General features: G+C 63.3%; 13 protein-coding genes and 1 pseudogene. All 14 read left to right on the top strand.

Going from position 1 to position 15,132, the window contains the following annotated elements:
- Positions 1-82 precede the first annotated feature (82 nt).
- Positions 83-1,921, top strand: coding sequence for a M3 family oligoendopeptidase (locus LB543_RS19765; RefSeq protein ID WP_224615266.1), 1,839 nt, complete (start codon positions 83-85; stop codon positions 1,919-1,921).
- 357 nt (positions 1,922-2,278) lie between these two features.
- The gene (locus LB543_RS19760) at positions 2,279-2,998 is read left to right on the top strand and encodes a proton-conducting membrane transporter (protein WP_140810566.1); all 720 of its coding nucleotides are present in this window, start codon (positions 2,279-2,281) and stop codon (positions 2,996-2,998) included.
- 162 nt (positions 2,999-3,160) lie between these two features.
- Complete coding sequence (locus LB543_RS19755) at positions 3,161-4,315, top strand: aminodeoxychorismate synthase component I (protein ID WP_411908771.1); 1,155 nt, start codon at positions 3,161-3,163, stop codon at positions 4,313-4,315.
- Entirely contained in the window at positions 4,264-4,926 is a 663-nt protein-coding gene (locus LB543_RS19750; protein ID WP_140756015.1) for an aminotransferase class IV family protein, read from the top strand. The genes LB543_RS19755 and LB543_RS19750 overlap by 52 nt, the downstream gene beginning before the upstream one ends.
- Before the next feature lie 19 nt (positions 4,927-4,945).
- Entirely contained in the window at positions 4,946-5,233 is a 288-nt protein-coding gene (locus tag LB543_RS19745) for a YciI family protein (protein WP_140756017.1), read from the top strand.
- Positions 5,230-6,162, top strand: a complete 933-nt coding sequence (locus LB543_RS19740; protein WP_140756019.1) for a heme-dependent oxidative N-demethylase family protein — start codon at positions 5,230-5,232, stop codon at positions 6,160-6,162. The genes LB543_RS19745 and LB543_RS19740 overlap by 4 nt, the downstream gene beginning before the upstream one ends.
- Before the next feature lie 152 nt (positions 6,163-6,314).
- Positions 6,315-7,760, top strand: a complete 1,446-nt coding sequence (locus tag LB543_RS19735; RefSeq protein WP_224615265.1) for a homospermidine synthase — start codon at positions 6,315-6,317, stop codon at positions 7,758-7,760.
- A 184-nt stretch (positions 7,761-7,944) separates the two neighbouring features.
- Positions 7,945-8,322, top strand: a complete 378-nt coding sequence (locus tag LB543_RS19730) for a hypothetical protein (protein WP_224615264.1) — start codon at positions 7,945-7,947, stop codon at positions 8,320-8,322.
- Between the two features lie 234 nt (positions 8,323-8,556).
- Positions 8,557-10,617 (top strand): bifunctional metallophosphatase/5'-nucleotidase, encoded by a 2,061-nt coding sequence (locus LB543_RS19725; protein ID WP_224615263.1) that lies wholly within the window; start codon positions 8,557-8,559, stop codon positions 10,615-10,617.
- Positions 10,618-10,763: 146 nt separating this feature from the next.
- Positions 10,764-11,825, top strand: a complete 1,062-nt coding sequence (hemH, locus tag LB543_RS19720; protein ID WP_224615262.1) for a ferrochelatase — start codon at positions 10,764-10,766, stop codon at positions 11,823-11,825.
- 52 nt (positions 11,826-11,877) lie between these two features.
- Positions 11,878-13,089, top strand: coding sequence for an NAD(P)/FAD-dependent oxidoreductase (locus tag LB543_RS19715; RefSeq protein ID WP_224615261.1), 1,212 nt, complete (start codon positions 11,878-11,880; stop codon positions 13,087-13,089).
- Positions 13,090-13,210: 121 nt separating this feature from the next.
- The gene (locus LB543_RS19710) at positions 13,211-14,161 is read left to right on the top strand and encodes an SPFH domain-containing protein (protein WP_127278883.1); all 951 of its coding nucleotides are present in this window, start codon (positions 13,211-13,213) and stop codon (positions 14,159-14,161) included.
- A 20-nt stretch (positions 14,162-14,181) separates the two neighbouring features.
- Positions 14,182-14,646, top strand: coding sequence for an NfeD family protein (locus LB543_RS19705; protein WP_140810577.1), 465 nt, complete (start codon positions 14,182-14,184; stop codon positions 14,644-14,646).
- Between the two features lie 193 nt (positions 14,647-14,839).
- Positions 14,840-15,132 (top strand): annotated as a pseudogene (locus tag LB543_RS19700) (IS110 family transposase); the annotation flags it as partial.

The following is a 15,132-nucleotide window of genomic DNA, read 5'->3' as shown; positions in this document are numbered from 1 at the left end:
CTTCCCAATTGCGGCCACTTGATTCAAAGCCGGCCACTCGATTCAAAAAGCCGGTTTCTTGATCCAAAAAGAAGGTATGTCGATGCGCATGATGTTTGATCGGCGGATTGCGGCGCCAGCGTCCGGTCAGGGCGCGGCCGGGCTTGGCGATCTGCCGGAATGGAACCTCGCCGACCTTTATGCCGGCATGGACGCGCCGGAACTGAAGCGCGACATTGCCAAAGCGGCTGCCGACGCCATCGCATTCGAGGCCCGCTGGAAAGGCACGCTCGCCGCCGAGGCCGGGCGCGGCAGTGCCGGCAGGCTGGGCGAGGCCCTTGCCGCCTACGAGGCGCTCGAGGAACTGATCGGCCGCATCGTCTCCTATGCCGGCCTCGTCTATGCCGGCAACACCGCCGATCCGCAGCGCGCCAAGCTCTATGGCGACGTCCAGGAGAAGATGACCGACGCCAGCGCGCATCTCCTGTTCTTCGCGCTCGAACTGAACCTGATCGAGGATGCGGCGATCGAAGGCGCGCTGGCCGGCGACCCCGCCTTCGGGCATTACCGCCCGTGGGTGCTCGATCTGCGCATGGACAAGCCCTACCAGCTCGAGGACCGCGTCGAGCAGCTTTTCCACGAAAAATCGATCACCGGGCGCGGCGCCTGGAACCGCTTGTTCGACGAGACGATGACCGATCTTCGCTTCGATATCGATGGTGAGGAATTGACGCTGGAGCCGGCCCTCAACCGTCTGCAGGATGCTGATGGCGACGTCCGCCGGCGTGCCTCGGAGGCGCTGGCCACGACCTTCCGCAAGAATTTGCGCACCTTCACGCTGATCACCAACACGCTGGCCAAGGATAAGGAAATTTCGGACCGCTGGCGCGGCTTCGAGGACATTGCCGATTCACGCCACCTCGCCAACCGCGTCGAGCGCGGCGTGGTCGATGCGCTCGCCTCCGCGGTGCGCGAGGCCTATCCGCGCTTGTCGCACCGCTACTATGCCATGAAGGCGCGCTGGCTCGGCATGGAGGTGATGAACCACTGGGACCGCAACGCGCCCTTGCCGGAGACGCCGCAGGCGGTGATCGGCTGGGACGAGGCCAGGAACACCGTGCTGTCGGCCTATCACCGCTTCTCGCCCGAGATGGCCGAGATCGCGCGCACCTTCTTCGACCGCAACTGGATCGACGCGCCGGTGCGCCCAGGCAAGTCGCCGGGTGCCTTTGCCCACCCGACCGTACCATCGGTTCACCCCTATGTGCTGCTCAACTACATGGGCAAGCCGCGCGACGTGATGACGCTGGCGCATGAACTCGGGCACGGCGTGCATCAGGTGCTGGCCGCCGGCCAGGGCGCACTGATGGCCCCGACGCCGCTGACGCTGGCGGAGACGGCATCCGTCTTCGGCGAAATGCTGACCTTCCGTTCGCTGCTCGAGCGGACCACCGACCGGCGCGAGCGCAAGGCCATGCTCGCCCAGAAGGTCGAGGACATGATCAACACGGTGGTGCGCCAGATCGCCTTCTATGAATTCGAGCGCAAGGTTCATGCCGAGCGCCGCAACGGCGAACTGACCTCCGACAGGCTCGGCCAGTTCTGGCTGGAAGTGCAGGCCGAAAGCCTCGGACCGGCGATCAAGTTGCGCGAGGGCTACGAGGTGTTCTGGACCTACATCCCTCATTTCATCCACTCGCCCTTCTATGTCTATGCCTATGCGTTCGGCGACTGCCTGGTGAACTCGCTCTATGCGGTCTACCAGAATGCCGAGCGCGGCTTTCAGGACAAATATTTCGAGATGCTGCGTGCCGGTGGCACCAAGCATCATTCGCAGCTTCTGGCGCCTTTCGGCCTCGACGCCACCGACCCTGCCTTCTGGCAGATCGGGCTCGGCGTGATCGGCGGCCTGATCGACGAATTGGAAACGCTGGACGATTGAGACGCCTCTCGCCCGGCAAGAACAGTTTAGCCCGAATGCATGTTTGGACCGTGCTATTCTTGCCCTAAATATTTGTTCTTGAAGAACTCTCCACGGACGTTTTCCCATAGCTTTCGGCAAGCTCTATGGTAGCTTTCCCTTCAAGCTCAGCCGGAGCGCATGCGGATCGGCGAGGAAAAGTCCCGGCCGGCCGTGCGCTCAGGCGAACGCGACAACGGCCGTTGGCCATGGGCAGGCAAAGCCGATCGCCGACAGCTCGAACCGAAGCCGGCTGTTTCGCGAATCTGCGGAACCATCGAGTAGTCCATCGCCGAAGGTCATGACCCTGCGGCAGACGGATCTGACTGGAGAGAGATAATGGGCACTTTTTTCTACATGCTGCTGGCGTTCCTGGTAGGCGTGTTGGTTGGCTGGTTCATCTGGGGGCGTTTGCGTGGTGAGCTCGACGGTCTTCGAGGCGACCTCGATCGCACCCGCGGCGAGCGCGACAAGCTGCGCGCCGACAGCGATCGCCTGACCGGCGAACTCAATGCATGCGGCAAGACCCGCTCCGACCTCGAGCGCCAGTTGCGTGAGGCGCAGGCCTCGTCGGGCGCCGGCGGAGCAAAGGCGTCAAGTCCGGCACCAGCAGCCGTGATGTCGACGCCTGCCGCTGCCAAATCCACTCCGGCTGCAGCCAAGCCGGCCGCGGCGAAGGCCGCCCCGGCAAAGGCGGCGCCGAAGCCCGCAGCGGCCAAAACTCCAGCGAAGACCTCGGCCGCTCCCAAGACAGCGCCCGCCGCCAGGAAGGCCGCAACGGCAGCAGCCAAACCGGCGTCGGGCAAGCCCGACAATCTGCGCCGGCTGATTGGCATCGGCCCGGTCAACGAAAAGCTGCTCAAGGCGCAAGGCGTCACCACCTTCGCCCAGATCGCCGCCTGGACATCAACCGACATCAAGCGGATCGAGGATGTGATGAACTTCGACGGCCGCATCGCGCGCGAACGCTGGATCGAGCAGGCCAAGCTGCTCGCCGTCGGCAACGAGGCCGAATTCGCCAAGCAGTTTCCGACGGCCGGAACCGCCAGCAACACCTGAACGATGGCACAGAGACCTTGTGAGCGGCGGCGGCCTTGGCGCCGCCGCTTCTTTTTTGCCGACAAGCTTGGATCCGGCCAAGGTCGGCTTTGAGGGACAGGGTGCCGCTCTCTCGATTGCGCGCGCCCGGCCCCCCATATAGAGCGATCGTCGGCTACATCGATCCCGGTTCCCATGTCCCTGCCCGCCGCAATTTTCCGCAACGACGAAAGCGCGCGCCAGCTCGTTTTCGAGCGGCCGGCCGATATTATCGTCGCGCATGAGGCCAAGGACTTCCCGGCCGCGCTGCAAGCGGCGCAGGCCGCGCACGACGCCGGCAAATGGCTGGCTGGTTATTTCTCCTACGAGGCCGGTTACCTGCTGGAGCCGAAACTCGTTCCCCTGCTCCCGGGCAGGCGCCGGACCCCGCTGGTCTGCCTCGGGGTCTTCGATGCCCCTCATAAAGAGGCGGTGCCGCCGCGAAGCACGCCCACCAACGGCCCGATATTCGACGCAAGGGCGACGTGGTCGTTCGAGGATTACCAGAAGCGGTTCTCGCGGCTGCACCAGCACATCAGGCAAGGCGATTGCTACCAGGGCAACCTGACTTTTCCGGTGCACGCGCAATGGTCCGGCGATCCGCTCGGCGCCTTCGACGCGCTGACCGAACGCCAGCCGGTGAAATATGGCGCGCTGGTCGCGCTCGGCGACCCGATCGTTCTGTCGCGCTCGCCCGAACTGTTCTTCGAGATCGATGCCGCCGGGATGATCGAAACGCATCCGATGAAGGGTACCGCACCGCGCGGCACAACAGGCGACGAGGACGAACGGCAGAAGAATTTCCTGCGCAACGACGAGAAGAACCAGGCCGAGAACCGGATGATCGTCGACCTCTTGCGCAACGACATATCGCTGATCAGCGAGGTCGGCACGCTGGAGGTACCGGAATTGTTCCGCATCGAGACCTATCCGACCGTCCATCAGATGGTGAGCGACGTCAGGGCCAAGCTGCTGCCCGGCCTCGGCATACGCCAGATTTTCGCGGCGCTGTTTCCCTGCGGCTCGATCACCGGCGCGCCGAAGATCCGCGCCATGGAGATCCTGCATGATCTGGAAGGCACGCCCCGCGACGTCTATTGCGGCGCCATCGGCTGGATCGCACCCGGCGGCACGATGCGCTTTTCCGTTGCGATCCGGACCATCTCGCTCTTTGCCAGCGGCGAGGCCGTCTACAATGTCGGCGGCGGCATCGTCTTCGATTCGGTCGCACAAGAGGAGTATCAGGAGTGTCTGCTCAAAGCCCGCTTCGCGACGGGGACGCCGCCGGTTTCGAGCTGATCGAGACCATGCGCTGGGAACCCGCCTCGGGCTTCCTGCGACTCGATCGCCATCTCGCGCGCCTTTATGGCTCGGCGGCGGAACTGGGGTTCAGCTATGATCCGCAAGAAGTCGGCGAAGCCCTGAGCGGCGCGGTCGACCGATCACCCATCGCCATGCGCACGCGGCTCGCTCTGTCGCGCAATGGCGAGGCCAACGCCTCGGCGCAGCCCTATGAACCCCTTGCCGCCGACAAGGTGTGGGCGCTGCGGCTGGCACGGACGAGGCTCGATTCGAGCGACATGCTGCTGCGCCACAAGACCAGCCGGCGGCAGCTCTACACCCATGCCCGCTCCGAATATCTCATCACCCAGGCCGACGAGGTGCTGCTGGCCAATGAGCGCGGCGAGATCTGCGAAGGCACGATCACCAATGTCTTCGCCGATTTCGGCGATGGCATCCTGGCGACGCCACGGCTCGATTGCGGCCTGCTGCCTGGCGTATTGCGCGCCGTGCTTCTGGATGAAGGCCGCGCCAATGAAGCGATCTACAGCTTGGATGACCTCAAATCCGCCAAGGCGCTGTTCGTCGGCAATTCGCTGCGCGGGCTGATCCCCGCCAGGCTGTCGTGACCCAAGCCCGGAGAATACAATGTTCGTCGTGTCGCTGAACTACAAGGTGCCGCTCACCGAGATCGACCGCTTGGCGCCAGGCCATATCGAGTGGCTGGAAGCCTGCTACGCCGAAGGCATCTTCGTTGCGTCCGGGCCCAAGCGCCCAAGAACCGGCGGCATCATCATCGCACGCTGCCCCCGCGAAGTGCTCGATGCCAGGTTGGCAGCCGATCCTTTCGCCCAGGCGGGCGCCGCCGACTACGACATCACCGAATTCGCGGCGCGGATGACCGCCGCCGGCTTGGGCTCGTTCAAAGAGGCATGAGTTTCCGGCAACCCACCCATACGCCCTATGACGGCTCGTCGAAACTCTTCACCGTCGGTCTGAAGCCGCTGGAATCCGTGAACTGGATCGAGGTGGACGGTCACCTGCTGCCCTATCTCGCCGAGAAGCGCCGGCTCTATGACGAAATCCCCGAGCGCGTCTTCGTCGAGGAGGACGGCACGCGCGCTGCCCAGCAAGAGGTGCTCGACTTGCTCGGCGCCTACCTCCCGGAAAGATTTCCCGACACTCACCGGCGCAGCGATGCGGGCGTTGCGGTCATGGGCGCGACGAGCCATCCGGCAGTCCCGTCCAGCCTCGCCGGCGCTCCCTTGGTCGCGGCCTCGCTGCTGGTCCAGGAAGACCTGATCCTCATGCGCCGGGGCGAAGACGGCTGGCGTCTGGCCGCGGGTTCACTGTGCTTCCCCTCATCCTGGTCGCTCACCGAGAAATTCGGCAAGCCGCTGCAGCAGATCCATCAGCCGGTGCCGGGCTTCGGCCCGGGCACAAGACCGGCCGATCTCATCAACCGGATGTTCGATGGCCTGCAGGGCCAGGCCGTCGAACGTTACAACTGGTCGATCCAATCAGGCGATGCGCTCTACCACCCGTTGTCCAATGTCGAGCGCATCGACCGCGCCACCAGCCGGCCGACGCGTTTCCCCGATGGTGACGTGAAGGCGCACGCCTTCATCCGCGTCGAGCGTCAAACGCTGCGCAAACTGCCCGCCTCGCGCGATATCCTGTTCACCATCCGCATCCATCTCGACCCGCTCGCCGTGCTGGCGCGGCATCCGGACCGGGCGACGCTGGCGGCGTCCTTCGCTGCTCAGCTCGAAGCGCTCGACATCGCCCAACTCGACTACAAGGGCCTGACGTCGGATCGCGATCGGCTGACCGCTGTCCTTAACCACATGGCCAAAGACGCGTAGTCGCGGGTTGGCGGTTTTCGCTGGTTTATGACAATGATCTGTGATGTAGCGCATGGCCGTTGGGCGAAAATGCCCGGCTTTTGCACGTGGTTGTTCGGCTTTTGCACGTAGTTGCCCAGCTTTTGCACGCAGTTGAAGGAGTGCTCGATAAAATGGCGAATGAAAACTGGCCCGTTTACGGTGAGATCACCGGCCCCGTGGTGATGATCGGCTTTGGTTCGATCGGACACGGAACGCTGCCGCTCATCGAACGCCATTTCAAGTTCGACAAGTCGCGCATGACGGTCATCGACCCGCGCGATACCGATCGCAAGCTGCTCGACGAGCGCGGCATCACCTTCGTCCAGGAAGCGGTGACCGAGAAGAATTACAAAAAGCTTTTGACGCCGCTGCTGACCAATGGTGGTGGCCAGGGCTTTTGCGTCAACCTGTCGGTCGACACCGGCTCGGTGGACCTGATGCGGCTCTGCCGCAAGCTCGGCGTGCTTTACATCGACACCGTCGTCGAGCCCTGGCTTGGCTTCTATTTCGACGCCAAGGCCGACAATGCCAGCCGCACCAACTATGCGTTGCGCGAGGCGCTGCTCAAGGAAAAGCACGACAAGCCGGGCGGCGCCACCGCCGTCTCCACCTGCGGTGCCAATCCCGGCATGGTGTCCTGGTTCGTCAAGCAGGCGCTGGTCAATCTCGCCACCGATCTAGGCATGGAGTTCTCCGAGCCCGCGCAGGAAGACCGCGAGGGCTGGGCCAAGCTCATGAAGAAGGCTGGCGTCAAGGGCATCCACATCGCCGAGCGCGACACCCAGCGCACCAAGAAGCCCAAGCCCATGGATGTGTTCTGGAACACCTGGTCGGTCGAGGGCTTCATCTCGGAAGGATTGCAGCCGGCCGAGCTCGGCTGGGGCACGCATGAGACCTGGATGCCGAAGAACGGCAAGAAGCACAAGCACGGTTCCAAGGCCGCGATCTACCTGGAGCAACCCGGCGCCAACACCCGCGTGCGCTCCTGGTGCCCGACGCCGGGACCGCAATATGGTCTGCTGGTGACGCACAACGAGGCTATCTCGATCGCCGATTTCTTCACCGTGCATTCCAAGAAGGGGAAGGTTCAATACCGCCCGACCTGCCACTACGCCTACCATCCCTGCAACGATGCGATGCTGTCGCTGGACGAGATGTTCGGTGCCGCCGGCAAGCCGCAGCCGGTACACCACGTGCTCGACGAGAACGAACTGGTCGACGGTGTCGACGAACTCGGCGTCCTGCTCTATGGCCACGACAAGAATGCCTACTGGTACGGTTCCCAGCTGTCGCTCGCCGAGGCGCGCACGCTGGCACCCTATCAGAACGCCACCGGCATGCAGGTCACCTCGGCGGTTTTGGCCGGCATGGTCTGGGCGCTGGAAAATCCGGCCGCCGGCATCGTCGAGGCCGACGAGATGGACTACAAGCGGTGCCTGGACGTGCAGTCGCCCTATCTCGGACCGGTCAAGGGCTATTATACCGACTGGACGCCGCTCGACAGACGCCCGGGTCTCTTCCCGGAGGACCTCGACCGCAGCGACCCGTGGCAATTCCGCAACATCCTCGTCCGATAGCATCACCCGGACCATGCGCCATTGCCTTGCAATCGCCCGGAAATCGGGCGATTGAAGGGTGCGGCCTGGGGTGGCGATGTGCGTCCGTCGGACGCTAAAGCATATTCCAGCACTTTGGACGTTCGCGTCGCGCTTCCAGAAATCGACCCGATTTTTGGACCGACGCGTTTGGAGAGGATTTCATATGACGATTGCGCGCAAAGTTCTTTCGATGGGCATGGCGAGTGCCCTCGCCTCGATGCTTGCTGCCTGTGCCACGAGCGGCCCCGACCAGCCGCCGATGGCTGCCGCGCCGAAAGGCGTCGAAGGTTCCTGGATCGATGCCAAGGGCACCGGCCTGTCGACCTTCACCGGCGGCACCTTCACGACCGTCGCCACGGATACGGGACAGAAGCTTGCCGATGGCAGTTACACGATGACAGGCGCCACGTCGGTGCAGATCAACGGCACCTCGCTGATCCGCCAAACCCCGGTGAGCTTCAATTGCCTGATGGTGTCGACCAGCCAGCTCAACTGCACCAGTTCCGCCGGCCAGAATTTCGTGCTGACGCGACGCACCTGAACCCGGCGAACATTCCAGTCACAAAGGACGGCGGCCGCTTGGTCGCCGTTTTTGTGCCGGCAATCCCTCGCCTTTTGCGCCCGGAAATACCCCGGGTTTTGCGCCAGCAAATACGACCGGCATTTCCGCTTGCGTCGGCCCGAACGCGATGGGAACATGATCGAAACGCTGGCTGTAATATCCCAGTCAAGCAAGGGCGTTAGACGGCTCTGATCAGCCTACCGGGAGACGAAGATGAAGAAGCTTGCCGCCATTGCCGCCCTTTCCGCGTCGACACTTGGCCTGTCGGCCGGCGCATCCTTTGCCGACTACACACTGAACATCCTGCACATCAATGACTGGCACAGCCGCATCGAAGGCAACAACAAATATGAATCGACCTGCTCTGCCGAGGAGGAGACCAAGGGCGAATGCATCGGCGGCGCCGGCCGGCTGATCACCGCCATCGCCCAGGAACGCAAGAAGCTGGAAGGCCAGAACGTGTTGCTACTCAGCGCCGGCGACAATTTCCAGGGTTCGCTGTTCTACACGACCTACAAGGGCAAGGCCGAAGGCGAGTTCCTCAACGACATGAAGTTCGACGCCATGGCGCTCGGCAACCATGAATTCGACGACGGCGAAGCGGCATTGGCGCCGTTCCTCGACATGATCAAGTTCCCCGTGCTCGGTGCCAACGTCAAGGCCAACGCGCAGTCCAAGCTAGGCGACCGTGTCAAGCCGTCGATCGTCGTCGAGGTCGGCGGCCAGAAGATCGGCATCATCGGCGCCGTCACCAACGACACGCCCGAACTCGCCTCGCCCGGCCCCAACATCACGATTGAGGACGACGTCAAGTCGATCACGGCGGAGGTCGAGAAGCTCAAGGGAGAAGGCGTCAACAAGATCATCGCCGTGACCCATATCGGCTATAACAGGGAGCGCGATGTCATTGCCAAGATCCCCGGCATCGATGTCGTGGTCGGTGGCCACAGCCACACGCTTCTGTCCAACACCGATCCGAAGGCGGCTGGCCCCTACCCGACGATGGTCGACAATCCGGACGGCTACAAGGTGCCGGTGGTGCAGGCGGCGTCCTATTCGAAATATCTCGGCGAGTTCAAGGTGGTGTTCGACGACAATGGCGTCGTCAAATCGGCGAGCGGCGACCCGATCTATCTCGACAAGTCGATCACGCCCGATCCCGCGGTGCTCGCCCGCATCAAGGAGCTCGGCGCGCCGATCGAGGCCCTGAAGAACAAGGAAGTGGCCGAGACCACCGACGTCATCGACGGCAGCCGTGAGAGTTGCCGCGCCAAGGAATGCGCGATGGGCAACCTCGTCTCCGACGCCATCCTCGACCGCGTCAAGGGACAGGGCGTCGAGATCGTCATCTCCAACGGTGGTGGCCTGCGCGCCTCGATCGACAAGGGCACCGTCACCATGGGCGAGGTGCTGACCGTGCTGCCGTTCCAGAACACGCTGGCGACCTTCCAGATTTCCGGCAAGGATCTGGTCGCCGGGCTCGAAGGCGGTCTCAGCCAGATCGAGGACGGTGCCGGCCGCTTCCCGCAGGTGGCGGGTCTCAAATATTCCTTCGACAAGTCGGTCGCGCCCAATACCGGCCGTGTGAAGTCGGTGGAGGTGATGGAAAACGGCGCCTGGACGCCGATCAATCCCGACAAGGACTATCTCGTCGCCACCAACAACTATGTCCGCCAGGGCGGCGACGGCTACAAGGTCTTCGCCGAAAAGGCCAGGAACGCCTATGATTACGGCCCCGGCCTCGAACAGGTCGTCGCCGATTATCTCGGCGCCCACCGGCCCTATACGCCGAAGCTCGACGGCCGCATCACCGAGATCGCCGCGACGACAGCGGCGGCTCCCGCCGCCGAGCCGGCCAAGCCTGCCGAACCCGCAAAGCCTGCCGAACCCGCAAAGCCCGCCGAAGCTGCGCCGGCGATGCCTGAACTGCCTGCCAATTCAGGCGATATCGCCAACACACCGCCAGCCATATCGACGGAAAACGCGCCTCAGCCGCCGGCTCCGGCGCCCGCCGAATCGGCAAAGCCTGCCGAGACTGCCCCCGCGCCGGCCGCCCCCGCGCCGGCCGCACCCGCGACCGCCGAGCCGGCAAAGCCCGCTGAAGCCGCACCGGCCACAGGCAGCCATGTCGTCGTTACCGGCGATACCTACTGGGATCTGGCGAAGAAAGCCTATGGCGACGCGACCAAGTGGAAACTCATCTATGAGGCGAACAAGGATCAAAGGCCGCATCGGCTTGTGCCGGGCGCGACCCTGACCATCCCGGCGAAGTAACGTCATTTCGCTTTCAGCAGAAACACCCGCCGGGGAAACCTGGCGGGTGTTCTGTTTCCGGCCGGAAAGGCGGTATGGTGCGGCCAGACGCGGCATTGAAAACCGGCGCGCCATCGCTAGTTTCACGCCGTGTCCGGAGAGCCCTTATGACGCCTGCCAATGTTGTCGACCCCAAGACGATCAAGCCGGTCGGCCCGACGGCGGGATACGCGCCGGCCAAGGCTGGCAAGGTCGGCGTCATGCTGCTCAATCTCGGCACGCCCGACGGTACCGAATTCAAGCCGATGTGGCGGTATCTCCGGGAATTCCTGTCCGATCCGCGCGTCATAGAGCTCAACAAGGCGATCTGGTATCCGATCCTCTATGGGCTGGTGCTGACCAGGCGACCTAAGAAGTCGGGCGCCAACTATGCCCGGATCTGGAACCGGGAGAAGAACGAGTCGCCGCTGCGCACCTACACCCGTGCACAAGGTGAAAAACTGGCCGAGGCGCTACGAGACCTGCCCGATGTCGTCGTCGACTGGGCGATGCGTTACGGCAACCCTTCGACATCGAGCGTCGCCGAAAGGCTGGTGGCGCAAGGCTGCGACCGCATCCTTTCATTCCCGCTCTATCCGCAATATTCGGCGACGACGACCGCCACCGCCAACGACCAGCTGTTCCGGGCGCTGATGAAGATGCGCGCGGCACCTGCCGTCCGCAGCGTGCCGCCCTACTATGTCGAGCCGGTCTACATCGAGGCGCTCGCCAGTTCGATCGAACGGCATCTGGCGACGCTCGATTTCGAGCCGGAGGTAGTCATCACCTCCTACCACGGCATCCCGAAACCCTATTCCGACAAGGGCGATCCCTACCGGGCGCATTGCCTGGAGACGACACGGCTGCTGCGCGAAAAACTCGGCTGGGACGAGAACAAGCTGATCACCACCTTCCAGTCGCGCTTCGGCGCGCAGGAATGGCTGCAGCCATATACCGACAAGACGGTGGAGAAACTGGCCAAGGACGGCGTCAAATCGATCGCCATCGTCAATCCCGGCTTTTCCGTCGACTGCATCGAGACGCTGGACGAGATCGGCCGGGAAGCAGCCGAGACCTTCCATCATGCCGGTGGCGAAAACTTCGCCCACATCCCATGCCTCAACGACAGCCCCGAGGGCATGGGGGTGATCGAAGCGATGGTACGCCGCGAACTGTCAGGCTGGGCCTGACACCGGAACAACACAAGCTCCGAGGCGTTGAGCAGCGCCTCCGGAGAATTCGATGCTCCGCAAACTCGACCTCAGGACCGGCCAGCCCGTCTGGTCCGCCTATCGCGCGCCCGCGGTGCCGACAGGCAGTCTCACTCGGGACGTCAAGACCGATGTGCTGATCATCGGCATGGGCATCAGCGGCGCCATGATGGCCGAGACGCTGACAGCGGACGGTCACTCCGTAATCTGCATCGACCGGCGTGGGCCGCTGAAAGGATCGACAGCGGCAACCACGGCGCTGGTGCAGTTCGAAATCGACCAGCCGCTTTCGGTTCTGTCGAGGATGATTGGCAAGGCCCAGGCACGGCAGGCCTGGCGACGTTCGAGGCTGGCCATTTCCAATCTCGCCGCCCGCATCGATGAGCTCGGCATCAACTGCGGCATGAGCCGCACCGCATCGCTTTATCTGGCCGGTACCGTGCTCGACCCATCGGAATTGCGCGAGGAAGCCGAGGCGCGACGGCGAGCCGGCATCGCCGCGACCTATCTGACCCCTCGGCCGCTCGCCGAGGCGTTCGGCATCGACCGCAGCGGCGCCATCCTCAGCCATGGCAATATCGCGCTCGACCCGCGCAAGCTGACGGCCGGGTTGCTGCTCAGGGCTCGGGAGCGCAAGGCACGTCTCTATGCGCCGGTCGAAGCGGCAGCGATCAAGGACAGCGCCGACGAGGTGGTCGTGGCAACGAGGGACGGCCCCGCCATCACGGCATGGCACGTTGTCCTGGCCACCGGTTACGAACTGGTCGACATCGTGCCGGCGGCCGCCCATCGGGTCATATCGACATGGGCGATCGCGACCCGCCCGCAACCGCGAAAGCTCTGGCCGGGTGCGGCGTTTATCTGGGAAGCTTCCGATCCCTATCTCTACGTCAGGGCAACGGCCGATGGCCGGGTCATATGCGGCGGCGAGGACGAGGATTTCATCGACGAGACGCAGCGCGATGACCTGATCGGCGACAAGAGCGCACGCATCGCCGCAAAACTAAACCTGATATTTCCGCATCTGGACGTCAGCCCCGATTTTTCCTGGACCGGCTCCTTCGGCAACACGACGTCAGGGCTGCCCTATATCGGCGCCATTCCGGGGCATCCTCGCATCCATGCCGTGTTGGGATATGGCGGCAACGGCATCACCTTCTCGCGGATCGCTGCCGAGATCGTCTCGGCATCGATCGACGGGCTTGAAGACACGGATGCAAGCCTGTTTGCCTTCAACCACTGAGTGTGTAACCGCAAACAATCCCTCATCACCTGATTGTAACGCTACTGAAATACACTTAAGTCTTTGGCGAAGCCGGCTGTGCGGGAATGGCTTGCGTGGCCTGCTTCTGAGGGAGAGCCAAATGGATTTCAGTGGTTTCGATATTGCGGTCGTTGTTTTGGTCGCGCTTGTCGTTCTGGTGCTGTTCAAGGGCATCAAGACAATTCCGCAAGGATACAACTATACCGTCGAACGTTTTGGTCGTTATACCAAGACACTGAGCCCCGGCCTCAACCTCATCACGCCCTTCGTTGACCGGATCGGCGCCAAGATGAACATGATGGAGCAGGTGCTCGACGTTCCGAGCCAGGAGATCATCACCCGCGACAACGCCATCGTCGGTGTCGACGGCATTGCTTTCTACCAGATCCTCAATGCGGCGCAGGCCGCCTATCAGGTTGCCGGCCTGCAGAACGCCATCCTCAACCTGACGATGACCAACATCCGTACCGTCATGGGTTCGATGGACCTCGATGAGCTGTTGTCCAACCGCGACGCCATCAACGAGCGCCTGCTGCGCGTCGTCGACGAGGCGGCACACCCATGGGGCATCAAGATCACCCGCGTCGAGATCAAGGACATCAACCCGCCAGCCAACCTGATCGAATCGATGGGCCGCCAGATGACCGCCGAGCGCAACAAGCGCGCGCAGATTCTGGCCGCCGAGGGCCTCAAGCAGTCGCAGATCCTCGAAGCCGAGGGCCGCAAGGAAGCCGCCTTCCGCGACGCCGAGGCGCGCGAACGCTCCGCCGAAGCCGAAGCCCGCGCCACCCAGGTGGTGTCGGAAGCGATTTCCAAGGGCGACGTGCAGGCGCTTAACTACTTCGTCGCCCAGAAATACACCGAGGCCCTGACCAGGATCGGTTCGGCCACCAACAGCAAGGTCGTGCTGATGCCGCTGGAAGCCTCGTCGCTGATCGGCACGCTTGGCGGTATCGGCGAAATCGCCAAGGAAGTGTTCCGCAGCGAAGGCACGACCGGCGCGCAGCGGCAGGCGGCACGTCCGCCGGTAGTCCGCCCGAGCGAGAATTGAGATCGTAGGAGGTTACTCCCATGCTCGATCGCATCGTTTCTGAACTCGGGCCGTGGAACTGGATGGTCCTGGGCTTCGTGCTGCTGGTGGTAGAGGTCATCGCGCCGGGCTTCTTCATGCTTTGGATCGGCATCGCCGCCCTGGTCATCGGCGCGGTGTCACTGCTGATCTGGGATGCCGCCATCTGGACATGGCAGGTCCAGGTGCTGCTATTCCTCGTGCTGTCACTGGTTTCAGCCTTTGTCGGCAAGAAACTCATGGGCGGACGCGACCAGCCGAGCGACCAGCCGCTGCTCAACCGCCGTGGTGCGCAGATGATCGGGAAGATGGCGACGCTTGCCGAACCGATCCGCGACGGCCGCGGCCGCATCAAGCTCGGCGACACGCTGTGGCGCGTCTCCGGCCCGGATCTGCCCGCCGGCACCCAGGTGCGCGTCACCGCCGCTGCCGACACCGATCTGGAACTGACGGTGGAACGGGTCTGAGTTTCCAGGCCGCCAATACCTGAATAGCACCGGCGCAAGATGTGTTGAGATTCAGGTCAGGCCGAGTCGAGAACGACGGCTTTCGAGAACCGGAGCGGAGCGTACTTCAGTAGGTGTTGGGGTGGACGGCCCCCGACGGCATCGCAATGTGCCAGAATGAGGTCGTTGCAGATCTCAACAAGGGAGACCGTCCGTGGATAAACTTATTCGCATTGGCATGGATACGTCAAAGAGCGTTTTCCAGTTGCATGGGGTGAATGAAGCCGAACAGCCTGTATTGCGCAAGAAGCTGCGGCGCAATCAGGTGCTCGCCTTCTTTGCGGGGCTCCCGCCACTGAAGGTTGGCATGGAGGCCTGTGGCGCGGCTCATTACTGGGCGCGGGAGTTGCGCGCGTTGGGTCACGAGGTGCTGCTGATGCCGGCGCAGCACGTGAAGCCCTATGTCCAGCGCTCCAAATCGGATGCCGCCGATGCCGATGCAACCTG

Origin of the sequence: Mesorhizobium sp. ESP7-2 (assembly GCF_020164715.1) — a bacterium.
GTDB lineage: Bacteria > Pseudomonadota > Alphaproteobacteria > Rhizobiales > Rhizobiaceae > Mesorhizobium.
Note: the sequence above shows the minus strand (reverse complement) of the source record. Positions and strands in the feature narration are given on the sequence as shown.